21 protein-coding genes are annotated in these 24,489 nt (G+C 56.8%); 11 read left to right on the top strand and 10 right to left on the bottom strand.

What is annotated here, in order from left to right; all coding sequences use genetic code 11:
- Window positions 1–111: 111 nt before the first annotated feature.
- From FPZ52_RS12330 to FPZ52_RS12285, 10 genes are all read left to right on the top strand, one after another.
- Window positions 112–906: a DeoR/GlpR family DNA-binding transcription regulator gene (locus FPZ52_RS12330; protein WP_338052822.1), complete on the top strand. Its 795-nt coding sequence runs from the start codon at window positions 112–114 to the stop codon at window positions 904–906.
- Window positions 907–928: 22 nt separating this feature from the next.
- The gene (locus FPZ52_RS12325; RefSeq protein WP_240804466.1) at window positions 929–2,443 is read left to right on the top strand and encodes a sugar ABC transporter ATP-binding protein; all 1,515 of its coding nucleotides are present in this window, start codon (window positions 929–931) and stop codon (window positions 2,441–2,443) included.
- Between the two features lie 16 nt (window positions 2,444–2,459).
- Window positions 2,460–3,446, top strand: coding sequence for an ABC transporter permease subunit (locus FPZ52_RS12320; RefSeq protein ID WP_146365906.1), 987 nt, complete (start codon window positions 2,460–2,462; stop codon window positions 3,444–3,446).
- A 33-nt stretch (window positions 3,447–3,479) separates the two neighbouring features.
- Window positions 3,480–4,427, top strand: a complete 948-nt coding sequence (locus FPZ52_RS12315) for an ABC transporter substrate-binding protein (RefSeq protein WP_146365905.1) — start codon at window positions 3,480–3,482, stop codon at window positions 4,425–4,427.
- A 73-nt stretch (window positions 4,428–4,500) separates the two neighbouring features.
- Window positions 4,501–5,190, top strand: a complete 690-nt coding sequence (araD, locus tag FPZ52_RS12310) for an L-ribulose-5-phosphate 4-epimerase AraD (RefSeq protein WP_146365904.1) — start codon at window positions 4,501–4,503, stop codon at window positions 5,188–5,190.
- Window positions 5,191–5,212: 22 nt separating this feature from the next.
- Window positions 5,213–6,793, top strand: coding sequence for a ribulokinase (locus FPZ52_RS12305; RefSeq protein ID WP_146365903.1), 1,581 nt, complete (start codon window positions 5,213–5,215; stop codon window positions 6,791–6,793).
- Between the two features lie 486 nt (window positions 6,794–7,279).
- Window positions 7,280–8,359 carry an MraY family glycosyltransferase gene (locus tag FPZ52_RS12300; protein ID WP_146365902.1) on the top strand — a complete coding sequence of 360 codons (1,080 nt, stop codon included), beginning with the start codon at window positions 7,280–7,282 and terminating at the stop codon, window positions 8,357–8,359.
- Window positions 8,360–8,405: 46 nt separating this feature from the next.
- On the top strand, window positions 8,406–9,239 hold the full coding sequence (locus FPZ52_RS12295) for a glycosyltransferase family 2 protein (protein ID WP_146365901.1): 834 nt from the start codon (window positions 8,406–8,408) through the stop codon (window positions 9,237–9,239).
- 18 nt (window positions 9,240–9,257) lie between these two features.
- Complete coding sequence (locus tag FPZ52_RS12290; RefSeq protein ID WP_146365900.1) at window positions 9,258–10,505, top strand: hypothetical protein; 1,248 nt, start codon at window positions 9,258–9,260, stop codon at window positions 10,503–10,505.
- A gap of 1 nt (window position 10,506) precedes the next feature.
- The gene (locus tag FPZ52_RS12285) at window positions 10,507–11,109 is read left to right on the top strand and encodes a putative colanic acid biosynthesis acetyltransferase (protein ID WP_146365899.1); all 603 of its coding nucleotides are present in this window, start codon (window positions 10,507–10,509) and stop codon (window positions 11,107–11,109) included.
- On the opposite strand, the gene FPZ52_RS12280 is transcribed toward FPZ52_RS12285, so the two are convergent.
- The 9 genes from FPZ52_RS12280 to FPZ52_RS12240 all read right to left on the bottom strand — a co-directional run bounded on the left by FPZ52_RS12280 (window position 11,093) and on the right by FPZ52_RS12240 (window position 22,204).
- The gene (locus FPZ52_RS12280; protein WP_146365898.1) at window positions 11,093–12,286 is read right to left on the bottom strand and encodes a glycosyltransferase; all 1,194 of its coding nucleotides are present in this window, start codon (window positions 12,284–12,286) and stop codon (window positions 11,093–11,095) included. The two genes, FPZ52_RS12285 and FPZ52_RS12280, sit on opposite strands and share 17 nt — an antisense overlap.
- Before the next feature lie 20 nt (window positions 12,287–12,306).
- A complete protein-coding gene (locus FPZ52_RS12275) occupies window positions 12,307–13,524 on the bottom strand; it encodes a glycosyltransferase family 4 protein (protein ID WP_146365897.1) in 1,218 nt (405 codons plus the stop codon).
- Window positions 13,521–14,870 (bottom strand): glycosyltransferase family 4 protein, encoded by a 1,350-nt coding sequence (locus tag FPZ52_RS12270; protein WP_146365896.1) that lies wholly within the window; start codon window positions 14,868–14,870, stop codon window positions 13,521–13,523. The genes FPZ52_RS12275 and FPZ52_RS12270 overlap by 4 nt, the downstream gene beginning before the upstream one ends.
- A gap of 176 nt (window positions 14,871–15,046) precedes the next feature.
- Window positions 15,047–16,258, bottom strand: a complete 1,212-nt coding sequence (locus FPZ52_RS12265; RefSeq protein ID WP_168201347.1) for a polysaccharide biosynthesis/export family protein — start codon at window positions 16,256–16,258, stop codon at window positions 15,047–15,049.
- A 1-nt stretch (window position 16,259) separates the two neighbouring features.
- Complete coding sequence (locus FPZ52_RS12260) at window positions 16,260–18,404, bottom strand: GumC family protein (protein ID WP_146365894.1); 2,145 nt, start codon at window positions 18,402–18,404, stop codon at window positions 16,260–16,262.
- A gap of 63 nt (window positions 18,405–18,467) precedes the next feature.
- Entirely contained in the window at window positions 18,468–19,244 is a 777-nt protein-coding gene (locus FPZ52_RS12255) for a LuxR C-terminal-related transcriptional regulator (RefSeq protein WP_146365893.1), read from the bottom strand.
- A 196-nt stretch (window positions 19,245–19,440) separates the two neighbouring features.
- The gene (locus tag FPZ52_RS12250) at window positions 19,441–20,094 is read right to left on the bottom strand and encodes a PIG-L deacetylase family protein (RefSeq protein WP_146365892.1); all 654 of its coding nucleotides are present in this window, start codon (window positions 20,092–20,094) and stop codon (window positions 19,441–19,443) included.
- Window positions 20,091–20,903 carry a sugar phosphate nucleotidyltransferase gene (locus FPZ52_RS12245; RefSeq protein WP_146365891.1) on the bottom strand — a complete coding sequence of 271 codons (813 nt, stop codon included), beginning with the start codon at window positions 20,901–20,903 and terminating at the stop codon, window positions 20,091–20,093. Before FPZ52_RS12245 ends, FPZ52_RS12250 begins: the two co-directional genes overlap by 4 nt.
- Entirely contained in the window at window positions 20,900–22,204 is a 1,305-nt protein-coding gene (locus FPZ52_RS12240) for a methyltransferase domain-containing protein (protein WP_420851718.1), read from the bottom strand. Before FPZ52_RS12240 ends, FPZ52_RS12245 begins: the two co-directional genes overlap by 4 nt.
- A gap of 286 nt (window positions 22,205–22,490) precedes the next feature.
- Here FPZ52_RS12240 and rfbC point away from each other — a divergent pair, with 286 nt between their 5' ends.
- Window positions 22,491–23,060 carry a dTDP-4-dehydrorhamnose 3,5-epimerase gene (rfbC, locus tag FPZ52_RS12235; protein ID WP_146365890.1) on the top strand — a complete coding sequence of 190 codons (570 nt, stop codon included), beginning with the start codon at window positions 22,491–22,493 and terminating at the stop codon, window positions 23,058–23,060.
- A 116-nt stretch (window positions 23,061–23,176) separates the two neighbouring features.
- On the opposite strand, the gene FPZ52_RS12230 is transcribed toward rfbC, so the two are convergent.
- Window positions 23,177–24,487: a DUF4910 domain-containing protein gene (locus FPZ52_RS12230; protein WP_146365889.1), complete on the bottom strand. Its 1,311-nt coding sequence runs from the start codon at window positions 24,485–24,487 to the stop codon at window positions 23,177–23,179.
- Between the last annotated feature and the right edge of the window lie 2 nt (window positions 24,488–24,489).

The following is a 24,489-nucleotide window of genomic DNA, read 5'->3' as shown; positions in this document are numbered from 1 at the left end:
ACACCACTAGATGACGAATACACGTCACTTAGGATGCCACTATGAAAGAAACCTTGCGCATTACTCGAACTATCGCTAGCCTCTGCTCAATAAATGTCATCTGGGGAGGAGATGGTGAGCGAATCGGATCGCCTGGCGACTATTTCCGATCTATTGCGAGAGCGGCCATTTATTTCGGCGCGAGAATTGCGCGGTCTGGTCGGCGTTTCTCCAGCTACGATACGACGGGACATCGAAAAGCTTGCTTCATCCGGTCTGGCCCATAAGGTTCACGGGGGCGTGGCCGCGTTGGAGCAAAGTTCGCCCGGCGCTGTTGCACCTGCGCTTCCCTTCGTGGAAAACCGTGATATCGCAGTTGATGCGAAGAAGGCCATCGCCCGAACAGCTGCAGAATTGGTGCGCGACGGCAGTCTGATTATCATTCACGCCGGATCAACCTGTTTCCATTTCGGATGTGAAATCGCGCAGCGTAATGTGCGAGTCTTTACCAATTCCATGCCCGTTGCGGCCTATCTGAACGAATACGGCACTTGTCAGCTGACCATCGGTGGCGGCGACCTGCATCGTGAGCCAGGCGTTCTGTATGATCCGACCCGCGAAGATTACAGCTTCTACGCGTCGCAATTCTTCGTTGGCGCGCTCGGCGTTAGTTCAGAAGGATTACTGGAATCCAATCCGCTGTTGGTGCGTTTTATCAACGAGATATGCGGTCAAGCGAACGAAATCATCGTGCTCGTCGATAGCCGGAAATTCGAAGCCGCGCCACCCACGGTTGTTCTGCCGCTGCACAGGGTCAACCGCTTGATCACCGATGATGGCCTTTCGGATCGCGCGGCCCAGATGCTGGACGAAGAAGGGGTAAACTACATGGTCGCCAATGTCTCGGAATCCTCCATTGACAGATAAGAGCAACGTGCCAGCGTTGGAGATGCGCAACATCAGCAAGACCTTCGGCGCAGTCCGTGCGCTTTCGGGTGTATCGCTCGTCGCGCATCGCGGTGAAGTGCACGCGCTGATGGGCGAAAACGGCGCAGGAAAATCGACCCTGATGAAGGTGCTGTCGGGTGCATATACGCCGGATTCGGGCGGCGAAGTGTTGATCGACGGGGTGCCGCTTGCTTTTGGTGATCCGCGGCGTTCGAAAGAAAGCGGCGTGGCGGTCATTTATCAGGAATTGTCGCTGGCTCCGAACCTAACCGTCGCACAGAACATCTTCCTGGGTGTGGAACCTGCGCGCTGGGGCTTGATCGACCGCCGTTCGATCGGCCGAGCCGCGCAGCCAGTGCTGGATCGGCTGGATGTCCCCTTCACCGGTCATACATTGGTCAGCAGCCTGTCACTGGGCGAGCGGCAGCTTGTCGAAATCGCGCGAGCTCTTTCGGCAGAGGCGAAGATCATCGTGATGGACGAGCCTACGACATCGCTGTCGACCCGAGAGACCGAAAAACTGTTCGAAGTCATTGCTGCCCTGAAGCAAGACGGAATCGCAGTGATCTACATCAGTCATCGGATGGAAGAGATCTATAAACTCTCGGATCGGTGTTCAGTGCTGCGCGATGGTGAATACGTCGGCACGCTGGAACGCGAAGAGCTGTCCGCACCCAAATTGGTGTCGATGATGGTTGGGCGGGATCTGAGCAGTTTCTACAAGAAAGAACACAAACCGAGCGACAACGTACGTGATGTCGTGCTCTCGGTCGAGGATTTAGGCGATGACATCAAGGTCAAGGATTGCTCGCTCGAGGTTCATCACGGCGAGGTTCTGGGCATCGCGGGGCTTGTCGGATCAGGACGGACCGAACTGGCGCGGCTGATTTTCGGTGCGGACCCAGCAACGAAGGGACGCATTTTGCTGAACGGTCAGGAAGTCTCCTGCCGCTCGCCGCGCGAAGCTTTGGCTAGCGGGATCGCGTATCTGACAGAAGACCGCAAGGCGTTGGGACTGTTTCTGGACATGAGCATCTCAGACAATACGAATATGGCGGTTCTGGAGCGGGACGCGCATTTCGCCGGGCGCCGCAACTTTGCAAAAGCGGTGGATCGCGCCAAACGGGCGATGGCATCTTTGGGGATCAAAGCACCGACAGCACGTCTGGCAACTGGTGCGCTTTCTGGCGGGAACCAGCAAAAGGTGCTGCTGGCAAGACTTCTTGAGGCCGATCCAAAGGTTGTCATCTTGGACGAACCGACGCGCGGCGTGGATGTCGGAGCCAAATCCGAAATCTATCGGCTGATCGACACTTTGGCGCAGAAGGGGCTTGCGGTGGTGATGATTTCCAGCGAGCTGCCCGAGATTATCGGGGTTGCCGATCGTGTGCTGGTGATGCGCGAAGGGCGGATCGCGGGCGAGGTCACGGCCCAACCCGACCGTCCGATCAACCAAGAAGAAATCATGACGCTTTCAACAGGTGCGCGGCCAGAGTCCGTTGTATCCGTGATATGAATCGATGAGGCCGGTAATGAACGACGGAACCCAGAACAATCAGGCTAAAACTGCCCTGCAGGTCAAAGCGATGTTTACCGCGATGGGCATGTTGCCCGTACTGATCCTGCTGGCCATCGGATTTGAATTGCTGACCGGAAAATTCATGTCCGTCAACAATTTGTCGATCGTGATGCAGCAGGCAAGTATCAATATCGTGCTGGCTGCAGGAATGACCTTCGTCATTCTGACAGGCGGGATCGACCTCTCGGTCGGCTCCATCCTTGCAGCATCGGCCATGGTCGCGGTTATCGTATCGCTGATCCCCGAATACGGAATGCTCGGCGTTCCAGCCGCGATGCTGGTCGGCTTGGCTTTCGGGTTGATCAATGGTGTTCTGATCGCGTTTCTGGGCTTGCCGCCCTTTATCGTAACGCTTGGGTCGCTCACGGCGGTTCGCGGCGTCGCGCGATTGCTGGGGGATGACACCACGGTCTTCAACGCCGATCTACCATTCGAATTCATCGGGAACGGAACGCTCTTCGGCGTGCCCTGGCTGGCGATAATCGCGATCGGCGTAATCCTTGTGTCATGGTTCATTCTACGCCGCACCGTGCTGGGCACATGGATCTATGCTGTCGGTGGCAATCATGAAGCGGCACGTTTGACAGGCATCAAGGTCTCGCTCGTGCTGCTGTTCGTCTACGGTATGTCCGGCCTTATGTCCGGTCTTGGCGGCGCGATGTCGGCGGCACGCCTTTATGCGGCCAACGGCTTGCAGCTGGGGCAGGCCTACGAGCTTGATGCGATTGCCGCGGTTATTCTGGGCGGCACTAGCTTTGTCGGCGGTGTCGGCTCAATCTGGGGCACGCTGATCGGCGCACTGATCATCGCCGTTCTGTCCAACGGGCTCATCCTGTCCGGCGTATCCGACATCTGGCAATTCATCATCAAAGGGCTGGTCATCATCGTGGCCGTTGCTCTTGACCGCTACCGCCTGAAAGGGGCGGCAGTGCGCACCTGAGACGACACGACACGCATATCAATGGAGGTATTCATGCGTATCACCAAGACCCTACTTTGCTCGGCCGCCATGGCCACAGCGATGGCTGGAGGAGCCAGCGCTCAGGATAAAACGCTCGAAAGCATCGGCATTTCGGTCGGCCTGCTGGGAAACCCGTTCTTTGTCGCGACAATCAAGGGAATCGAAGACCGCGCCAAGGAAATCAATCCAGACGTGGAGGTCACTTCGGTTTCGGCTGACTACGACCTGAACAAGCAGGTCAGCCAGATCGACAATTTCATCGCTTCGGGTGTCGATATCATAATGCTGAACGCCGTTGACGCACAAGCGATCGCGCCGGCAGTAAAGCGCGCGAAGAACGCCGGTATCGTGGTCGCCGCATTTGACGTTTCGGCGCCGGGCGCGGACGTGACCGTGATGACCGACAATGTCGATGCAGGTCGCAAGGCCTGTCAGTACATTGTTGATAATCTGGAAGGCAATGCCGGTGATGTCATCATTATCAACGGCCCGCAATCGTCGTCGATCGTTGACCGCGTAAAAGGGTGCCAGGAGGTGTTCGACGCCCATGACGGCATCAACGTCCTGTCAGATGACCAGAATGGCAAAGGCTCACGCGATGGTGGTCTGGAAGTCATGCAGGGCCTGTTGACCCGCTATGACAATATCGATGCAGTGTTCGCAATCAACGATCCGACCGGCATCGGCGCGCAGCTTGCCGCGAAGCAGCTGGGCCGCGACGAATTCATCATCACGGCCGTCGATGGTGCGCCCGATGTTGAGGAAGCACTGGTCAGCGATGGCGCATTGATCAAGGCATCGGCATCGCAGGATCCGTATGTCATGGCAGGTCAAGCGCTGAAGATGGGGTATGACTTCTTCATGGGCAACACGCCTGAAGAAGACACTGTTCTTCTGGAGCCACAACTTATCACTGCCGACAATATCGACAGCTATCAGGGCTGGACAGCGGCACGCTGATCCATTCCGGCGCGCCCAGAGAACGGGCGCGCCACTCTTTGCTAACCAAACAGAATGTGACAGGAATTCCTTGATGTCTCTGAACGATCTCAAAGAAGCCGTGCTGGATGCCAATCTGGCGACAGTTCGCCACGGCCTTGTGATGGCAACTTTTGGCAATGCCAGCGGGATCGACCGGGACAACGGCCGAATTGTGATCAAGCCCAGCGGCGTGCCCTATGACGAGATGACAGTCGATAGCATGGTCGTAACTGACTTGGACGGCAAGACGCTGGACAATAAGCTCAAACCATCATCGGATTTGGACACGCATCTTGTGCTGTATCGGGCCTTTCCTGAAATCGGCGCGGTCATCCACACCCATTCGACCTACGCCACGATCATGGCGCAAGCGCTTGTGCCGATCCCGCCCCTCGGAACGACCCACGCGGATTACTTCTATGGCGAGGTTCCGGTGACCCGCCAACTGACGCCGCAAGAAATTGCGACCCGCTATGTCGCGGCTACCGGAGAGGTAATCGTCGAAGCCTTCAAAGACCGAGACCCGATGCAGGTTCCGGCAGCGCTTGTGGCCGGGCATGGCTCATTCGTCTGGGGACGCACACCGGAAGACGCGGTCCATAACGCCTTTATTCTGGAAGAGGTTGCGCGGATGGCATGGCACACGATGATGATCAGACCTGATATCGCGCCAATCCAGCCAGCATTGCTTGACCGGCACTATCTGCGCAAACACGGCGCGAACGCGACCTACGGTCAGTAAAAGAATAATTCGGGAGAACGAAATGACGCTCGTTGCAGGCGCGGATTTCGGGACGCTAAGTGTGCGCGTAACGATCATGGATACCGATGACGGGCGCACGCTTGGCACGGGTATCGGAGAGTACCCCCTGCATCGCAGCCCGACCGATCCCTTGTTCGCGCGCCAGTCCCACACGGACCAGATGGACGCGCTTGTCCGCGCAACCCGGACGGCGATCGAGATGGCTGGTGTCGATGGCACGACGATCGCGGCATTTGCGGCGGACACGACCGGCTCAAGCGTGATTGTGGTCGACAAGGACATGCAACCGCTCACCGACTACTACCTGTGGTGCGATCACACCGCGCATAACGAAGCCGCGGAGATCACCGAGCTTGCACGCGCCGAGGGTCTGGAAGCCCTGCGCTGGTGCGGTGGCGTTTATTCGCACGAGTGGGGCTATGCGAAGCTTCTGCATTTTCTGCGCCACAACCCGGACCGTCGCGACCACGTCGGTACCGCGCTGGAGCATTGCGACATGGTCGCCGCCACCCTGTGCGGGATCACTGACCTGGCCGATCTGCCTCGCAGCATCTGCGCGATGGGCCATAAGTGGATGTGGGGTGAAGGCTGGGGCGGTTTGCCCGAGCAGGATTTTCTGACCAGGGTTGACCCGCTGTTGGACGGCATCAACGACCGTCTAACCGGTCGCTATGGCACATCGCTGGACATCGCCGGTAACCTTGCGCCCGAATGGGCCCATGCAATGGGCCTTTCGGCGGGCATTCCAATCCCCATCGGCGCATTTGATGCACATTGGGACGCAATCGGCACAGGATGCAAGCCGGGCGACGTCGTGAACGTGATCGGCACGTCGACCTGCATTATCGCGCTTGGCAGCGATCATTTCACGCCGGTGGAAGGCATATGCGGCGCGGTACCAGGCAGCGTCATTCCCGGCTATACGGGTATCGAAGCAGGCCAATCCGCAACCGGCGATCTGTTCGAAGCCATCGCACGTCGTGCAGGCACGGACGTTGGCACGCTATGCAGTCAGATTGCCGGCTACGGGCCGGGCCAAAGCGGGTTACTTCGCTTGACGTGGGACAATGGGGATCGCACCGTTCTGGTGCGTTCCGATCTGGGCGGGGTAACCTTCGGCTGGGATCTTGCTCATTCTGCCGCCGATGAAATGCATGCCGCAATCGAAGGCATGGCAATGCATGTGAAGATCATCGTCGACCGTATGGCACAGGGCGGTTTATCGGTCGACCGGATCGTGAACGCCGGGGGCATCCCGCAGAAGAATAATGTGCTGAATCAGGTCTATGCCGATGTGTTGGGCAAAGCGGTTCATGTCCCTGAACACTCTCCGGTCGGGGTCGGAGCCTGCGTGTTCGCAGCACTTGCAGCGCGGGAGTTTTGTTCAATCGAAGACGCACAGAACAGGCTTTGTCCCCCGGCAAGGGTATTCACTCCGAATGCAGATAGCGCGGCACGCTATGCGGAGCTGTTTGGTCATTTTGAAAACGCGTATCACGCGCTCGGAGGCGGAGGTCAGGCCGATTTGTCAAACCTTCTGCCTGCATTACGCTCGTTTCGAACTGCGGTTCACAATCCGTAGAAGGCTATAAATTATGGCCCGTTGCAGGGTGAAATGAAACATGGCGAGATGACCGACACTCGCATGTATAGTCGCCGCAGTTTTCCACTCTCAGTGAGAGCTTATGCTGTTTGGCTGCATTCACGCTTTCAGCCCGGCGGCTGACTTTCCCGCAGCGCCAACCAAGACAAGGGCCACTTTTCGAGCGCTTCGAGTCGACGAAGCTTAAGCAGAGACGACGTGGATCGAATCGAAAAGCGTAGGCCTCCGACCTTCTGCCATGATGTGGGCACGACGCTCATGCACATAAGGACAAGTCTGTCCGAAAGTATGACTTTGCATGGCGACGTTTGCCCGAGCTTCGTCCCTTCGACGGAACGAACTTCGGTCGGATTGGTAGCGGCTCGCGGGTCATCGTACTTCTAAACTGATCGTGAACGAAGGGTCGATGGCGCAGCCGACCTTTGCGTTCTGGCGTTTGCGGACCAGAAACGAGTTGATCAGATCATGAGTATTCAGCCGACCATTTTACTGAACGTCTTTCTTGTTGTGGTTGTCGTCATCCATTATTTTCAGCCGCTGGCGGCACGCTTGGGTTTCATGGATGTGCCGATGGGACGTAAGCGGCACGAGGCCGCGACGCCAACATGCGGAGGGGTGGCAATCCTCCTGGCACTGGCCGTAGCTGCGACCTTCGGAGCGTTGTCCGCGCCCGCGAGTGCCTGCGCTTGGGTCTTGATCGTCGCTTGCATCGGAGCGGTCGACGACTTACGCGGATTGCCTGCACTTGGACGTTTGGTCAGCTATGGCCTCGCGGCACTTTTGCTGTTCGTGTCCGGAGACGTGGCCGGGGTCCCCATGGGCGACCTAACCGCATCCTTACCCCAAATATCACCTGTGGTTGGGACGATTGTGGCCTTTGGCTTCGCGTTGCTCCTGCTTAACAGCATCAACATGATAGATGGCCTGGATGGCCTCGCTGGTGGCGTGACAGTATCAGCGCTGTTCTGGCTGTGTCTTATTGCACTTGCAAATGGCGAGGCTGGCATTGCCGGTGATGCAGAGATCGCTATTGCGGCAACAGCGGGGTTCTTGGTGTTCAATATGCGCAACGCATGGCGACCCAGAGCCTCTGCCTTTCTGGGCGATGCGGGCAGCACGGCATTGGGCGCGGGTCTCGCCTATTTAATCCTGGGATTGGCAAGCAAAGAGAACGCGCCAACTTTCGCAGCATTGCTATGGTTGGTGGCAGTGCCGCTCATTGATGCGGTCAGCCTGATCATCAGACGTATTGCCGCGCGTCGTAGCCCGTTTTCACCCGACAGGTGGCATATTCATCATTTGCTGCTTGATTTGGGATTGTCTCACCAGAAAGCATCGGCAGCGATCACTGCAACGGCCTTCGTATGTGGCGCTGTAGGCTACCTGGGCGTGATGGTGGACATACCGGCGAACCTGATGCTGCTCGGGCTGTCGTTACCGGTCGCAGCGCATACCGCACTGGTACGCATCGCGGCACGGAGCGCCGGAAAGCAAGCAAGTGGGGCTGCCACGGGGGTATCGGTCCCGGCGCTTCAGCAGCGATGACGGGCAGTGGTGACAAGAAACATCTTGTGGCGGAGGTAATTCAGAGATGAATGTTTCGGTTCTCATCCTGACCCTGAACGAAGAGGAAAACCTTCCTTCTTGCTTAGCCGCGCTGGATTGGTGCGACGACATCGTGGTGCTCGATTCCTTCAGCACCGATCGCACGGTTGAAATTGCACGTGCTGCGGGTGCTCGGGTGGTGCAACGCGTATTCGACAATGAACCAAATCAGAGAAACTTCGGAATGAAGGAGATCGCGTTCAAGCATGCATGGGTCTACATCCCGGATGCCGACGAGATCTGCACGACGGAGCTTCGCGACGAAATGTGCGCCATCGCAAGCGATCCGACACGTCCCGAAGCGTTCTTCCTGGCGCGCTATCGGAATATGTTCATGGGGCGCTGGATACGGAGAAGCAGTCTTTATCCCACATGGATGCCGCGCTTCGTACGCCCCGAGCGTACACGTTTCGAGAGACTGATACATTGCCGCTGCGTCGGCGATGGGCCGAGCGGAAAGCTCACATCGCACTACCTCCATTACAGCTTTAACAAGGGGCTTGAGGCTTGGTATGACAAGCACAACCGTTACTCATCAGACGAAGCCATGATCGCCACCGAGGAAGTCACTTCCCAAGCAACAAGCTGGCGAGATCTCTTGTCACCTGATCCGACCGACAGGCGTTACGCAATAAAGGCCATTGCCGCACGCTTGCCGTTTCGCCCGACGCAACGCTTCCTGTATATGTATGTGCTGCGCGGTGGGATTCTCGACGGATGGGCCGGCTTCACCTATTGTCGGATGCTTGCCAGCTATGAACTCATGATCGTGGTCAAAACCGCCGAACGGCGGAGGCGCCAGCTCGGCCAGTCGACGTAACGCGGCGGGGCTGGGCCGATGAGTAACATACTTCTTGTTGCGCTCGTCGCGCTGACGCTCGGATGCTTGTTTCGCGGATTGGTGGATACCCGGCGCATCTTCGAACTGCCGTTCCTCGCCGGCTTGATTGTGGCTTCCTTCGTCCTGCCTCAGGCGATTTCGTTGCTCTACGCACCGTTTCTGCCGGTCGGCGCGTACGACAAGACCATATTCATGACGTTGCTTTGCTTTCTGTTCCTGCTGGTGGGCTGGCAGATCGCACGCCGTCCGATTGATCTGCTGCGGGCGGACTTGTCGGAGAGACGGCTTATGGAAGTGGCGACCGTCTTTTCACTGATCGGCGCATATTTCTACTACAAGCTTGGCCAGATACCGGGTGAGGCGATCGTGGGAGTGCAAATCTCGGGCGCGCCGGTCAAGTATCTCTTCTTTGCACGTCTGATGACCTATGGCTTGACGATTGCCTGCCTTTGTTTTGCCAGGCGCCCGACCAAATGGATGCTCGCCGTGATCGCCATCGACACGATGTTCTATCTGGACCGGATAGTTGTGACGGGTAAGCGTGCGGAAGCGGCCGAGTTGTTTATGATCTTCGCGCTTGCGTTCTGGTTCCAGCGCGGGCGGAAGATGTCGCGGATGTTGCTCATTGGCGCCGTCGCCGTCGCCGTACTGGGCACTGCAAGCATGTCGGAGTACCGCAACGTTACCCGGGCCAATTCGGGTCCGGAGATGAGCCAGATCTACAAGATCGATTTTGTCGGCAACCTAACAGAAAGCTTTCAAGACGGAGGGCATGAACTGCGATATGCGATGATCCTGATCGACCATATCGATGCCACGTCGCGGTTTGATTATGGCTCGATTCACTGGAACAATCTGGTGTGGAACTATGTGCCCTCGCGCTTCGTTGGAGCCGATGTGAAACAGGAGTTGATGGTATCTACTCCTGGTGTCCCTCGGGATTTTCAACCGGCGACCGGGTCAACAATGACAGGTATGTCAGATGCGTTCCAGTCCTTCTGGTATTTGGGTGCTCTGAAGTTCTTCCTGCTTGCTTACATATTGCGGCGCATCTGGAACTCGGCGCAGCGAGGCGACACGCTCGGCCAGTTCGTCTATATCCTTAGCGTCGTGCCCGCTATGCATGCGTTCTCACACCAAACCGACTGGGTGCTGTCCGGGTGGGTGCATATGCTCGTCTTCTGTACCCCGGTCTTTGCCTATGCGCTGGCACGACCGACGACCCGGCATGTTCAGGAGGCCTAGCATGACTGCCCACGGCACAAGAAAACCAGATGATCAACGCGCGCTACCCGTACTTGGGGCTCCGACATTTTCTCTGAATCATCGGATGTCCCGGCTTTTGTGGATCATCTGCTGGTTGATCGGCGCGCGCTGGACGCCGCCGGGCTGGATGCCGCTGCGCCGCGCCCTACTGACCGCCTTCGGGGCAAAAATTCATCCAACTGCAAGAGTCCGATCCAGTGTGCGCATCTGGTGGCCGGGCCATCTGGAAATGGCGCCGCACAGTTCACTGGGACCGAAGGTGAACTGCTATAATGTCGCGCCCGTGACGTTGCATGGGCGAGCAAACATTTCGCAGGGTGCCCATCTTTGCACGGCAGGTCACGACATCGATCGACCAGATTTTCCGATGCGCGCCAGCGCGATCACTGTCGGTGCAGACGCCTGGATTGCTGCCGAAGCCTTTGTCGGGCCAGGAGTGCATATTGGCGAAGGCGCTGTCCTCGGCGCGCGCGGCGTGGCCATGCGTTCACTTGACCCATGGGTCGTTTATGCTGGGAACCCCGCCAAGGCACTTAGAAATCGTCAACCGTTCAACTTCGAGACATTCAGTTCGTCGCGCTGACTATTCCCGTTGCGGTTGGATGCGTGGAGGAGCGGTGGCTTTCATATATCGCGAGTGATTGTGCGGCGATCTTGTCCCAGGTCAGGTTCTCGGCAACGAAGCGACGACCAAGTTCGCCCATCGCGCGTGCTTTGTTTCGATCAGCGAGAACATCGTAAAGCCCGTCAGCGAACGCCTGCGCGGACAGGGGCAGCACGCGCCCTGCCTGGATGGTTCTTACCTCCGGGAAATGGCATTGCTCGGAAATCACGACAGGCGTGGCGCAAGCCAACGCTTCGGTGATCGCGACGCTGAAACCCTCTTGATAGCTTGGCAAGCAAAAGCAGGCTGCATCTGCGAGAGCCTCGAATTTCGCCGCTCCGTAAAGTGGTCCGACAACATGTACCGCGTCTTCGATCTCATGCGCCAAAATGATCGTTCTAAATGACGAGAGCGCTCCGGCGTCGGGCCCCGCAACGACCAACCGGATGTCAGGACGCCGTTGCTTCAGCATTGCGAAGGCATCCGCCAGAACGTTAAGCCCCTTCTTGGGGTGCAGGCGCGACAAGAATAGAATATAGGGATCAGGGCCGATGTCTGGGAAGCGCGATCTGAAATGGCCGCGCCTTGCGAACCTATCCACTTCTTCCATATATATCCCGTTCGGAATCGTCCGCGTCGGTGCCGTCAGTTGAAGCGGCGCAAGTAGCCTGCTCTCGTCTTGGTTGAGCGTATGGATGAATGCTGCGTTGTTCAGCATGGCGCGAAAGCCCAACTTCAAGGCGGCGCTTTTCTTGGCGCGCTTCTGGCCAAGACTCCACGGATCAAGCATACCATGTGGGCTGATCGCATAGGGCACATCTTTGCGTCTCGCCAAATGCGAGGCACGCAACAAGAGTGGCTCCCACACTCCATGAAGATGGACGATATCTGATGATCCTATCCTGGAGGACAGAATTCTGGCCGCCTGTGAACAGATCAGCTCCGTCCACGCACGCTCCGCACCAAGTACGCTGATCGCGACACGTTCGATACCGGGAATACCCGCCGTCGCTTGGGAAACGATGTGCGCGGGCGAATAGCTGGCGAGACCAACATCCGCTCCATGTGCAGCCTGGGCCGCTGCAAGGCGAACCACCACACTCTGTGGACCACCATGCGCCGGATCGAGATCGTCTATGACGTGCAGAATTTCCATGGCATCAGCATCCTCGATATCTACCCGGGCAGCGCCGCAAGAAGTCGTTCACCATACCGGGCGACCGTGTGGTTTTCCGCCGTTTGTCTGGCGACTTCCGACATTCGATGCCGAAGTTCCGGGTCCGTGAGCAATCTTTCGAGACACTCCACGATGGCACCGCTGTCGCCCTGAGGAACCGTGAATCCATCTTTTCCATCCGTCACGACACTGCCCGTGTTGGGCGTCACGACAACGGGCAGCCCTGCGGCAAGCGCTTCGTAGACAACCATCGCGGACCCTTCACAAGTTGACGGAAGCAAAAACACATCGGCCCACTTGTATTGCGCGGCCATTGCGTTGCGGGGTACGACACCTAGCACCTCTATCGTCGCCCGCAGCCGCTTCAGCGGAGCTTCGGGAAGGTTCACAGGGCCAACCATCCGAAATTCCGCTTTCTCCTTCATCCTTTCGGCGGCCTCCATCACATATGGCGAACCCTTGCGCAGCCCAACAGCACCTGCGGTCAGAACCCTTAGAGGGCCGGGTGCGCGCGAACCTGTGTTCGAAGTGATTTCGCCGTTAACACCAGAGGGAACCACCACACATTTCTCCACCGGGCCGCCGACTGCGTCGATGCCATCACGCACAAACTCGGACGGGCAGACAATGACGTCAGCGAGTTCCCACTCGGCGCGCTCACGATCTGCGAAGGACTGAGCGACGGTTACAGATGTTGGTTGTCTCGAACTCCATCCGGGAAACCGCTGGCGCTCCTTTTCAACGAGGCGTTCGAGAAGTTCATGCGGCGCATTAATCTGATCCACGGCGACCCATAGGCCCTCTGCCTTCGCGACTCGGATCATTTCCAAGCCCTCACCGGAGATGGTGTACAAGCCTTGTGCGCCGTTGAAGCCTCGCCGCGCCACCAATTGCGAAAACCTTTGACCGGCCCAGATCGCATGGCGGATCACGTCGGTTTCATCATGCCCGAAGGAGCGTACGACCGCGGAGTGGAGCCCGAAAAGCGGAAAGGACACGATACGACCGGGCGGCACACCCTCCGGCACGCGACCGGCCAGCCGCCGCAGCGCTGCCGGTCCTATACACGCCGGCAGGCGCGACAAGGGCGATGTCCACCCGGTCGTCGCGCAGATGTCCGTGCAGAACCAGGCGAGCCGGTGGTGTGTCGCCAACATCCGCGCCTCGGCATAGTGCCGTCGCGCCCCAAGATGGCATACGATCACGTCCGCGGTCATTTCCCGACCCCGCCAGGCTGGGGGGCCGAAATACCCGGAGAGACCTCACCGGACGAGGGCTGCGCCAGATCGTCAAGTAACGCCCGCCATTCGCCCATGCCGCGCTGACGACTGTAATCGGACAGAAACAGGTTTCGTGCCCGTTGGCCCATCGCCAAGCGTCGTCCAGGATCGTCTCGCAGTCGGAGAATCTGGCGGGTCAACGCATTGACATCACCTATATCGACTTGGACACCGCAGTCCGCATCGGCGCAGATGCGAGCGACTTCGCCTTCCCGACTACCGACGAATAGGGTGGGACGGCCTGCCGCGAGCACCCCATAAAACTTACTTGGAACAATGCAACTTTCCAATTCAGGGAAAAGGGACACCACATGTGCATCGGCTACCGACATGCTTTCGCTAAGCTTCTCGCGGGGCTGAAGCGGTTGGAATGAGACGTTGCTCAGGCCGAGTGTCCTGACTTGTTCTTCTACCTCAGTGCGTTTCACCCCGTTGCCAACAAGCAGAAATTGGATGCGTGGATCGTCCTTCAGAAGGTTGGCGGCACCGATAAGCGTCGTAAAGTCATGCGCCCGGCCAAAATTTCCTGAATGGCCGATCACCAGTTGATCTTTGTAACCCCAGTTTTGTCGAAGCGGGTTATCGTTCGCAGCGACGGGTGCGATTTCGTCGCCATTTGACCAAAGGCGTATCACGATGAGCTTCTCGCGAGGATGACCCCGCTCGACAAGTCTCTCGGCCATGGATCCGATTGGGCAGACAATACGCGCGGCGGAGCGCAACGACAGATCTCGCAGAAATAGCATGCTGCGTGCCAAGACGCGACGACGCTGAATAACACCAAGTTCTATGGCGACGTCCGGAAACAGGTCGAAGGCCCAGTTCACCATGAGACCACCGCGAAAGACGATGGCGGGCGCCGCGCTGACACTGTGAAGCGGTGGATCAGTGCAGATGACACAAATATCGCGACTTTGGACGTTCCGTAAAAGCCACAGACCAGTTCGCAGATGGAAACGTAAATCATTCAGGGCGCGCCAGATGAGACCATGACGTTCGCCCTTCGTTGAAGACAACCTGACGATCTCGACGCCACGTTCGGTATGTTTGCCCAGGGTACTCTCGTCATCACCGGGTCGACAGCCGCAAAGCGCCGTCACTTCAATACCTTCGTGTGCGAGAGAAAAGGCGAGCCCTGACAACATCCGGCTGGTGGCGGACTCGTCAGGATAGAAGAAACGGTTAACAAGTATCACTCTCATACGAATAGCCCGCGCCAAAATTTTCCGCCTCGATCGCAACGTGAACCCCCGCCAACACGCCGCATGCAATTCTGCCGCCAATCAGATAACCGATCGTGTGCTTAAACGAGTGATCATTCGGACAAGCGCTTACCATCATCCGTTTTACGGTCGGCTAGCCGAAAGATTGGTTCAGGTGCTTGCAGCGCTGCCGCGAAGGCCACCATTGGCAGGTGAACCCCTAGCCTGTCATATTCGCACCGTTGAGCATCCTCTCCTCAGTTGGTTATGTCCGCCAGAAACGGCGCGGGGCGAGAGACCTCCAGAATGTCGCCGGGCAATAGCTGTGTGCCTTCAGTGATGGAAATGTCGGTGCCATCTGCGCCATCGCCCCTCGTTACCGTCAATGTGATACGCGGCGCAGAATCGGAACTGGCGCCCATTTGTTCCCGGGCTATCCGCAACGTCGAGATGGTCTTTGAAATCGCCTGCAATTGCAGCTTCGATTGGGCCAATTCGGAATGCGCGAGTTTCAATGCCTCGCCAACCGTCGCACGGAAAACCGCGTCTGAATCCGCGCGCTGCCGTTCCGCTTCAAGCCTGCCGTGGCGCGCACGAGACAGATACATCTGAACTTCCAGTAGATCCCGGTGCATGGCAGATTGGGCGCGTTGTACTTCGCGAAGACGCGCCGGTGAAGATAGACCCTTGTCCACAAGCGATTGCGTGGCGTCCAGGTCTTCGTTCGTCAGCGCGAGTTCTTCTTCATAGAGTTCAACGCTTCGCTCCAGCGATTCTATTTCAAGGTTATAGCTTTCGATCAACGCGACGCGGCCACGATCAGCGGCTGCCATCTGTTCCTTGCGAAGATCGAAAACCTGCCGCTCATCGGCTAAAATTCTTACGCGATCCACTTCGGTTACGACCGGGGGCACCACGCCGTCATAGGAATTGAAATTCTGCCCTGACAGCTCACTTTTCAACCGCTCGATCATGACGTTGGCTGCAAAAATCCGAACTGAAAGCTCTTCCGCCTGTCGCTGCGCCTCGATGATATCGAGAACGCCGTTTTGCAGTCCCAACTGGTCGCTGACGCCACCAGCCAACGCGATTAGCTGCAGAGCGTTCAGCCCCGGTCGATACGCGTATTCTCCGGGTGCTTCGACATCGCCCAACACAAAAACAGGCGAATACGCGGCGATGCTTACCGTTACCGTTGGATTGGGAAGATATTCAGCCAGCTTTTCAGTGATTTCAGTCTGGATTTCCGCCAGCGTCCGATCGACCGCACGAACCGTTCCTGCAAGAGGATGGACAACGGTGCCCGTCGCATCGATCTGTAGGTCGCCAGACTGATCCGGATTTCCGTAGACGGCAACAGACAACCGATCGCCGGGATTGATCCTGTAGTCTTCGGCGTCTTGCGCAATAACGGGAGAGGCAATCAGCAAGGCTATGAGAAGAGTAGCCAACGTTCCGAGACCTTTCATATCACATACTCCGCGGCTCGACGTTAGGACTGGGCGCCAAATGTAAATGACAGGTGCCGTTGCTGCGGCCATAGAAGACGACTCCAATCGGATGGTCACGCAACACGGTTTCCAGTTGTTGGAGCGTCTTTCTGACAACGTTCATTTTCGAGCTGCGCCACCGCAACACATAGATCGCGGAATCTGCAACGGTCATCAGTCGAAGTGCCTCAGAATTGTCTTCGATTGGTGGCGTCACGATGATGATGACGTCGTAGCAATTGCGGGCTTCGGCGACTATTTTGGCGATTCGATCCTGTCCACAAGGCGACGCTCTGGCATCGCCCGGCGAGTGCAGCGTTAGAATGTCACCGCCCCAGGATGTTGTCTGGCAGGCTTGCGATGTCAGTACTGCCGCAGGGTCCATAGTGGACGGGGCAGTACGATTTGGTTTGAGCCCAACCATCCTAGCCAATTCCGGATACTGCAAGTCACCGTCAATAAGCAGAACCCGCTCACCCGATGATACCACAGCTCGTGCAAGACCGATCGAGACCGCCGCGCGGCCTGCGGTTCCCCTATCTGCAGTGACCGCGAGTACCATCGGCGTCTGGTTAAGGAAGGCAATGCGCGTGTTCGCATAAAGTGGGGCCACTGGCCAGCTTCGGTTCAGAGGGGCGCGCAGGGAGCGACGCAATGCTCTGTTGTTCGAAGGCGGCAGAGACCCGAGCACTGACGCATGGGTTTCAGCGCGGATCGCGGCGGGAGAGGCCAACTGCGCATTTAGCATACTCCTGGTGAGCGCGCCGGCACCGCCAACAAAACCACCCAACGCAGCGCCCGCCATCAGCCATTTGGAAAGTCGGCCGCTACCTTCGGATTTCCCGGTTTCGGCTCGGGATATGATACGTGCGTCCGGCGTTGCCACTCCGTGCTGCTCGATCGCCTCCTTATAGCGGGTCAGAAAGCTTTCGTAGATAGCCCCGGTTGCTTCCACCTCTCGTTCGAGCTGCGCAGACTGGATAATTGCTTCCTGGTTCTGGGCAAGAGCGACGCGTGTTTCAGATATCTCATCGAGCAGCATCGCTTCCTTCCGGTTGGCAAGCGTCACCTCGCTGGAAAGTTGCCGGTTCAGTCGATCCCGCTCGTCTTCGATTTGCCGTTCCACCGAAACCAGATCCAGTTCTATTCTCGCCAGTTCCTTGTTTTTCAAGGCTCCTTGTTCCACCGTTCGGGACCGCTCTCTCTCCAACTGCGCACGGGCTTCAAGCAATGATCCGAGCAAAGATGACTGAGCATCCCCCGCCTGGTCCGCTCGACCACCTACCGCGCTTTCCAATCTTGCACGTGCTTCGGCGATCTCGCCCCGCACTGTCACGAGTTCTGTATTCAAAGCCACCAGCCTTTGTGTCGCCATGGTCTGTTCCCCATCGGGGTTCAGCCCGGCGTTGCGCCGGTGATCCTGAAGCCGGCGCTCGGCAACCTCGAGCTGTGTGCGCAATCCTTCTACGCGAGGTCCAAGCCACTCGCCGGCCCTTTTGGCGGCACTGTCATAAATCGAGATCTGCTGCTGAAGATAAGCTTCGGCAAAGGCATTGGCAGCCAGCGCCGAATAGTCCGGATCGGTAGAAATATACTCGATGAAAATCGTATACGTTCCGCTTACATTGCTCACATGCAGACCGGAGAGAAGATCATTAATTCCTGTGGCTTCATGACTTTTTTCGGTCGCTACGTCCGAGCCAGTATCTTCGTTCTTCGGGCCTGCGACCGCCATGCCAGCCAGCTTATAGAGCTCGCCAAGCATTACGACCACCGGGTTGTCATCTTTGTCAGCCGGACGAATAGCAGTGCCTTCTTGTTTGAGTAGGTTGGCCGCTGTTTCCGCAGTGTTGCGCGACTGAATGATGTCCAGTTCCGTTTTGATGACCGGGCCTTCGGGGGCCAATTGCGCGACCACCGCATCTTCTGGCAAAACCTGCTGTCGGCGCAAATCCATAACGAGCACAGTTTGCGACGTGAAACGTGTGGGCGTTGTCTTGTAGACCCCGAAGGCGAGCGCGATTCCCAAAAGGGTTGGAATGACCAGAGTGAATTTCCAACGCCACATGGATGCGAGCGCGTCAAACGCGCCAGCTTGGTCATTTCGTGTCGACGATACTATCATTTAATTTCACTCTCACCCCAGGACCACACTGAACTCGTCGCCGTTCACCTGGTTCGAACGCAATTACTCCGCGTCTGACGGAAACAATTGGTGCAACTTGTAGGCAGCCTCTGTTCGGTTTCGCGCGCGCGTCTTTTTCATGATTGTACGAATATGGACTTTGACCGTGCTCTCACACATGTTTAGCTCGTACGCGATGGTCTTGTTGGCTTTGCCCCGACGCAGTGCATCGGCTACGGCCGCTTGTCTGGTTGTGAACATATCACTGACACTGTCACAATCGTTGCGTGCCTCCTTCAGAGACTCACGCATAGACAGCACGCTGCGTGCGGGCAGGAATACGCCTCCGAGAAGCGCAAGGCGGGTGGCACCAATCATGACGGCAACGCCTACGCTGGTCGGGATGTATCCCCGGACGCCAGCGTCCAAAGCCTCAAGCATGTCGGAAAGATCCTCGGAAACCGCGAGCACCAAAACGGGCGTCGGATTTGCCATTTCAACCAATGCCCTAAGATCATCGCGCAATCTAGGATCGGCGGCGTGGGCGTTGCCTATATTGAAAATAATTGCCGAGTTGTTCGGATCGGGTCTCGACCCGCTGTCCCAATCTTCCACGGTCGCATAGGACACAACATCAAGCGATGGATTTTCTGACCGCACAGAAGTCTCAAAACATTCGCGCTCAAAGACACGGTTATCAATCAATTCAATTGTCCACCCGCTTTCGTGCGATGGCGTACGGTTTCCAAGCTTTTGAACGTAAAGGTTCGGGCGTGGTAATGAATGAGCAAATCGGGCGTCAACAATGTCTAACTCAGAATCAATTTTTGAATTCTTCACAATACCCTCCTACAAACACACTATTTTTACGCCGGTATGAGACCTCCTTTGCGGCCCATTCCGGTTCTGAAAACGACGAAGAAGGCAAGTTCCAGAAAATGGAACTAAACAGTTTTCTCTGAAATCAAACTTATTCAGTTACTTGAAATAATCTTCATCAATGTATTTCTGAACAAAATCCTTTCTGTGCTCTAAATCAAACCAGTCTAATCTTTGGGGCCGAGAACGCTTCAGCGAAACGCTCAGGCGCACGGCATTCCATACCTCGCAGACGTGCGAGGCCTCGAAATGTTTCGGGATCGAACCAGTCTCTAGAACGCTGGCTGGCGAAATTGCGTTCAAGCAACTCCAACTTGCGCTCAAGCACCGCTTGGGTGAGCGCGGCATATGCGTTCGGGCGGCCGAAATCTCCGTCCCACTTCGGCACTTCATATTCCAGTATAGTATGATCCCGAAACATGTTCCACGCAAGCTCATTCAACGTTCGATGATCTTGGTGCGCGTCGTCCGCGCGATGCACAAGCACGAGGTCTGGGCTGCCGAGATCGCGAATTCGGGCGAGCCATGCCTTGATCTGCGGGCGCTGATCGGGGAACTGTGTGTCCTCGAAATCGCCCAACTCGATGCTGTGTGCCGCCGCGCCCTTCAAAAAGTCCTCGGCCGATTGCCTGGCTTCCGTTGCACGCGCGCCGGGCGCGCTGAGAACGCACCAGCGCACATTTACGATGAGTTCAGACTCCAGAAGGCTGAGAATGAATCCGCCAGCCCCGATTTCAATATCATCCGAATGCGCCCCTATGCAAAGTACGTTCAGGGTTCCCACGCGCTCGGTGAACGTAATCGGGTTCATGGCATGACAGCTTTCTTTGGCGCGGGTTCGTTGTGGTGGTCAGTAGACAGCCATGGTGTGTCACCGCTCTCGATCATTTCCTGCAGCGCCTGCCAGTCGCGCAAAGTATCCATTGACCGCCAGAAGCCTTCGTACTTGTACGCCAGCAGTTGATTCTCGGCGATTAGCCGGGTGAACGGCTCGAGCACAAGTTCTTCACCGTCGCGCATGTAGTCGAAGATTTCGGGACGGAAGATGAAGTAACCACCGTTGATCCATATATCGGAGGTGCTCGACGAACGGAACTCGCGGACGTTACCCGCATCATCTGCATCGACAAGATGATATGTGAGCGGTGGTCGCACCGCAAGAAAACAAGCTATCTTCCCGCTTGCGTCGAAGCGCTCGATCATCTCGTCAAGGTCAACGTCGCTCAGACCGTCACTATAGTTGGCGAGAAACATGGGCTCATTTTCGACGTGCTTACGCACGGCCCATAGTCGTTGACCAATGTTTCGCCAAATGCCGGTGTCGAGAAGCGCAATGCGCCAGTCGGCGGCAGGTTCGCCCAATATCTCGACTGTCTGACCGCCACCGGTGACAACGCAGTCGGTGAAAGACTGGGGACGAGCCTGCAGGAAAAAGTCCTTGATAACATTCGCTTTGTAGCCGAGACAAAGTACGAAATCGTTGTGCCCGTGATCAGAGTAATATTGCATGACATGACGAATGATCGGCTGGTGGCCGATAGGAACCATCGGCTTGGGGATATTCTCGGAGTAATCGCGAATACGTGTCCCGAGTCCCCCGCAGAACAGAACAACCTTCATTGCGTATCACCTCGCGGATCTATGATTTCGACGGACGGAATTGGCACTACAAATTTGGTGCCCCACTCCGCCGCATCCTCCAGTTGCGCGATGATCTCCTCGCGCAAATTCCAGGGCAGGATCAGAATATAGTCCGGTTTGACCGCTTCGATCGCGGCCACCGGACGGATCGGTATTCTCATACCGGGGGTGCAGCGCCCATGCTTGTAGGGGTTCCGGTCGACGGTAAAATCCAGGAAGTCACGCCCGATGCCGCAATAGTTGAGCAACGTGTTTCCTTTTCCCGGCGCGCCATATCCGCAGATAGTTTTGCCTTCGTCCTTCGCCTTGATCAGGAACGATAAGAGCTTACGCTTGGTCTGTCGCGCCCGCTGGTCAAAAGCGAGGTAGGTCGAGATGTTGTCAAGCCCTTCGGCACGTTCACGATTTCTCAACTCGGTGACCGCAACCGATGTTTTCCACTGACTGTCATCATGCGCCAGGTAGACCCTCAACGAACCGCCGTGCGTTGGCAGTTCCTCGACATCTATGACGCGCATCCCATGTCGGGCCGCCAGTGTCTCGATCGTCAACAGCGAGAAGTAAGAGTAGTGCTCGTGATAGATCGTGTCGAATTGATTTTCTGACATCAGCCGCGCGATATGGGGAAACTCCAATGTCACGACACCCTCTGGTTTCAACAGGATGGATACTCCGGCGACGAAATCATTCAGATCAGGCACCTGAGCCAAGACGTTATTCCCGATGACCAGGTCGGCCGCTCGACCTTCGGCAACCAATCGGTGCGCCAGGTTTGCGCCAAAGAACTCGACCAGTGTCGGAACACCACGCTCCTCCGCCACAGCGGCGACATTCGCGGCAGGTTCGACGCCCAGAACCGGGACACCGAGTGGAGAAAAGTGCTGCAGCAAGTACCCGTCGTTGCTGGCAAGTTCCACGACAAGATGCTCGCCCGACAAGTTCAAGCGCTCGGAAATCATCATCGCGTAGCGTTGCGCGTGATCGACCCAGCTTGTGGAGTATGATGAAAAATACGCGTACTCCGTGAAAATCTCTTGCGGATTGACGTATTCACGTAGCTGTGCAAGCCAGCAGCAGTCGCAAATCATTACCCTTAGCGGAAAGTATGTCTCGGCGGCGTCGACAAGATGCGGCGGCAGGAAGCTTTCGCAGGGGGGCGACATGCCGAGATCAACCATCGTGTGGCGGAGAGTTGTTCCGCAGAGACGGCAGGAAGCGGATTCCAATGAATTCGAATTATCTTGTAGTTCCAGTTCACGAACGGAGTGCAACGTCATCATACCCTCGACCGGGCATCTTTCCGTCACTCGATACGAACGGTTCACACGACACCCACACGTTTATAGAAATAAAGGAAGTACGAGCATCGAGGGACCCTCACAAACAGTGGGACCCACATCCAGAAGAGGTAAGGCGACTACTCCAAACGGAGGAAGTCGCTCAGCAGTCCGGTTAACCGGTGGTTATATGTCCTGTCGCCAGACGAGGCGGCTGTGCGAGAGTCGAGGTTGGCTCGCGATCCATCTGCAACCATCTTCTTTGCAATCGAGGTGAGGGCCAATCGACATGCGCTTCTTGGAAACCGGTTTGGATGGGCTATGGCTGATTGAGCCTGAATATGTGCGCGACAGCCGGGGCGCGTTTGGACGTGTTTTCTGTGAACAGGAGTTTTCTGCCCGCAGGTTGGAGACCCGGTTTGTACAGCATAGTCAATCGGTTTCCTGGAAACGGGGAACACGACGCGGATTGCATTTTCAGTTACCACCTCACGATGAGATAAAGATCGTTTCCTGCATAGCTGGGTGCATATGGGATGTGGTTGTAGATATCAGGCGAGATTCGTCCAGCTATGGGGCGTGGTATGCCGTAGAACTGTCGCCCTCAACCGGCCGCCAACTCTATATTCCGCGTGGGTTCGCACACGGGTTTCAATCGCTTACAGACGATGCCGTTACGCAGTATCTTATCTCGGACTTTTACGCACCTGCCTCGGCACGTGGTGTGGCTCATGACGATCCGGATATCAAGATCGCATGGCCTGAAGCGCCAGCGATCATGAGCCAGAAAGACCAAGGATGGCCCACCCTTTCAGAGCTATTGCAAACGGGCGTACCAATTGAGCAGGCCGCATCTTAGAGCGTGAGTTTCATAATACCTGGTGTGCGCTACCCGACCAATTTCACGAAGCGCCCATACATGAGCGGGTTCAACTTCGGTTGGATTTCCGTGGCATGAAGTCCCCTACCCATCGCCTATCGCTCATCCTGTCGTTGGCTCAGCAATCCTGCCTCACGCAACTTGCGTGCAGCATTGGCGATTTCATCGAAGCGGAACCCCGAACGTTCAGCCATATCGAGAAGGGAATGACGGCCATCCGACAGGTTAAGCACCCAGCGGATTGCGTCGATTTCTGTCGCCTGCGCAGTACCGCCGATGTTGCCATAAAGGCCCCGCCGACCGAGTTGCGGCTCGCCCATGGGAGATAGATTTACGGGATGGTAGTCTGCCTCGATAATGTTGATCGCTTGCAAGATCATGTCATGCGACGCGGCAAGGTGTTCGGGGCGGATGAAGTCAAGATCATCTGCAGATGTGTGGTATTCCGGGAAGGTTCCGGGAGCACTTCGTTGGAAAGAGCCGAAGGGTAGGTCGTAGCCCGGGGAACAATACTGCCGCTCGTCATAGCCGTCAGGTGTGAAATCCAGACATGTCGCCGTTCCCCCGATGTGAGAGAGCACATGCTCCATGGCACGGTCGATGGTTGCGTCGCCGCGACGGCTTCGTTTGTAGGTCGGACCGCCGCTATCGCCAAGGCATGATACAACCAAACCGTGTTCAATGCGCTGCACGACATCACCGTGACAAGACAACCAAGCCAGGGCGCCGATAGTGCCCGGCGCAAAAAGGAACCGATAGCTGTAACGCAAATCACACGTTGCAAGTAACTTTGCCAGTTCGACCAGAACGGCAATGCCCGAGCAATTGTCATTGGCCAATGACGGATGGCAGATATGGGCGCTCAGCATGAACTCGCGGGTGCTTCGACCGGGGATCAGATATTCTCCGTAGCTCATTGCCCCATCGCAGTGATGAGCGTCGATGCAAACCTCGTAGTCTCCGGGCTCAAGTCGTTCCAGATCGGCATGACGCATGCAAAAGCCCCATCTTTCCTGATAGTAAGAGGTGCGATACGGAATCAGATCAGGTTGGTCTGGCAACGTAAAAACATGCTGCTTCAACTCGCCAAGCGGCAGCCGACGGCGGATGGGCGCGCTGTAGTTCAGCACATGCAAATTGCAGCGATTGTAGTCGACAACAATTTCCCCCGAAGGTCCACGGATCCACGCGTCACGGATTTCCCACTCTCCTGGCACGGTCCAATCATGCGCGGATTGACCACTAGGGTTCTCGATCCGTTCCAGCGGGATTTGTTGCCCTATAAGATCAAGGGTCTGGCGAAGACCGGGGCCAGCGATACTTCGACAGATCGGATAGAGCTCAGACGCAAACGCGTGGATTTTTTCTCCACGATCCGCCGCATCAGGTGTTGAGCGTCGTGCCATAC

Origin of the sequence: Qingshengfaniella alkalisoli (assembly GCF_007855645.1) — a bacterium.
Classification (GTDB): Bacteria; Pseudomonadota; Alphaproteobacteria; order Rhodobacterales; family Rhodobacteraceae; genus Qingshengfaniella; species Qingshengfaniella alkalisoli.
This window is presented reverse-complemented; position numbering and strand designations above follow the sequence as displayed.

What these genes read in the sequence shown, in the direction of transcription:
- FPZ52_RS12330 (WP_338052822.1), top strand. Translation starts at nt 112, where the DNA reads ATGGTGAGCGAATCGGATCGCCTGGCGACTATTTCCGATCTATTGCGA.
- FPZ52_RS12325 (WP_240804466.1), top strand. Translation starts at nt 929, where the DNA reads ATGCGCAACATCAGCAAGACCTTCGGCGCAGTCCGTGCGCTTTCGGGT.
- FPZ52_RS12320 (WP_146365906.1), top strand. Translation starts at nt 2,460, where the DNA reads ATGAACGACGGAACCCAGAACAATCAGGCTAAAACTGCCCTGCAGGTC.
- FPZ52_RS12315 (WP_146365905.1), top strand. Translation starts at nt 3,480, where the DNA reads ATGCGTATCACCAAGACCCTACTTTGCTCGGCCGCCATGGCCACAGCG.
- araD (WP_146365904.1), top strand. Translation starts at nt 4,501, where the DNA reads ATGTCTCTGAACGATCTCAAAGAAGCCGTGCTGGATGCCAATCTGGCG.
- FPZ52_RS12305 (WP_146365903.1), top strand. Translation starts at nt 5,213, where the DNA reads ATGACGCTCGTTGCAGGCGCGGATTTCGGGACGCTAAGTGTGCGCGTA.
- FPZ52_RS12300 (WP_146365902.1), top strand. Translation starts at nt 7,280, where the DNA reads ATGAGTATTCAGCCGACCATTTTACTGAACGTCTTTCTTGTTGTGGTT.
- FPZ52_RS12295 (WP_146365901.1), top strand. Translation starts at nt 8,406, where the DNA reads ATGAATGTTTCGGTTCTCATCCTGACCCTGAACGAAGAGGAAAACCTT.
- FPZ52_RS12290 (WP_146365900.1), top strand. Translation starts at nt 9,258, where the DNA reads ATGAGTAACATACTTCTTGTTGCGCTCGTCGCGCTGACGCTCGGATGC.
- FPZ52_RS12285 (WP_146365899.1), top strand. Translation starts at nt 10,507, where the DNA reads ATGACTGCCCACGGCACAAGAAAACCAGATGATCAACGCGCGCTACCC.
- FPZ52_RS12280 (WP_146365898.1), bottom strand. Translation starts at nt 12,286, where the DNA reads ATGGAAATTCTGCACGTCATAGACGATCTCGATCCGGCGCATGGTGGT.
- FPZ52_RS12275 (WP_146365897.1), bottom strand. Translation starts at nt 13,524, where the DNA reads ATGACCGCGGACGTGATCGTATGCCATCTTGGGGCGCGACGGCACTAT.
- FPZ52_RS12265 (WP_168201347.1), bottom strand. Translation starts at nt 16,258, where the DNA reads ATGAAAGGTCTCGGAACGTTGGCTACTCTTCTCATAGCCTTGCTGATT.
- FPZ52_RS12260 (WP_146365894.1), bottom strand. Translation starts at nt 18,404, where the DNA reads ATGATAGTATCGTCGACACGAAATGACCAAGCTGGCGCGTTTGACGCG.
- FPZ52_RS12250 (WP_146365892.1), bottom strand. Translation starts at nt 20,094, where the DNA reads ATGAACCCGATTACGTTCACCGAGCGCGTGGGAACCCTGAACGTACTT.
- FPZ52_RS12245 (WP_146365891.1), bottom strand. Translation starts at nt 20,903, where the DNA reads ATGAAGGTTGTTCTGTTCTGCGGGGGACTCGGGACACGTATTCGCGAT.
- FPZ52_RS12240 (WP_420851718.1), bottom strand. Translation starts at nt 22,204, where the DNA reads ATGATGACGTTGCACTCCGTTCGTGAACTGGAACTACAAGATAATTCG.
- rfbC (WP_146365890.1), top strand. Translation starts at nt 22,491, where the DNA reads ATGCGCTTCTTGGAAACCGGTTTGGATGGGCTATGGCTGATTGAGCCT.
- FPZ52_RS12230 (WP_146365889.1), bottom strand. Translation starts at nt 24,487, where the DNA reads ATGGCACGACGCTCAACACCTGATGCGGCGGATCGTGGAGAAAAAATC.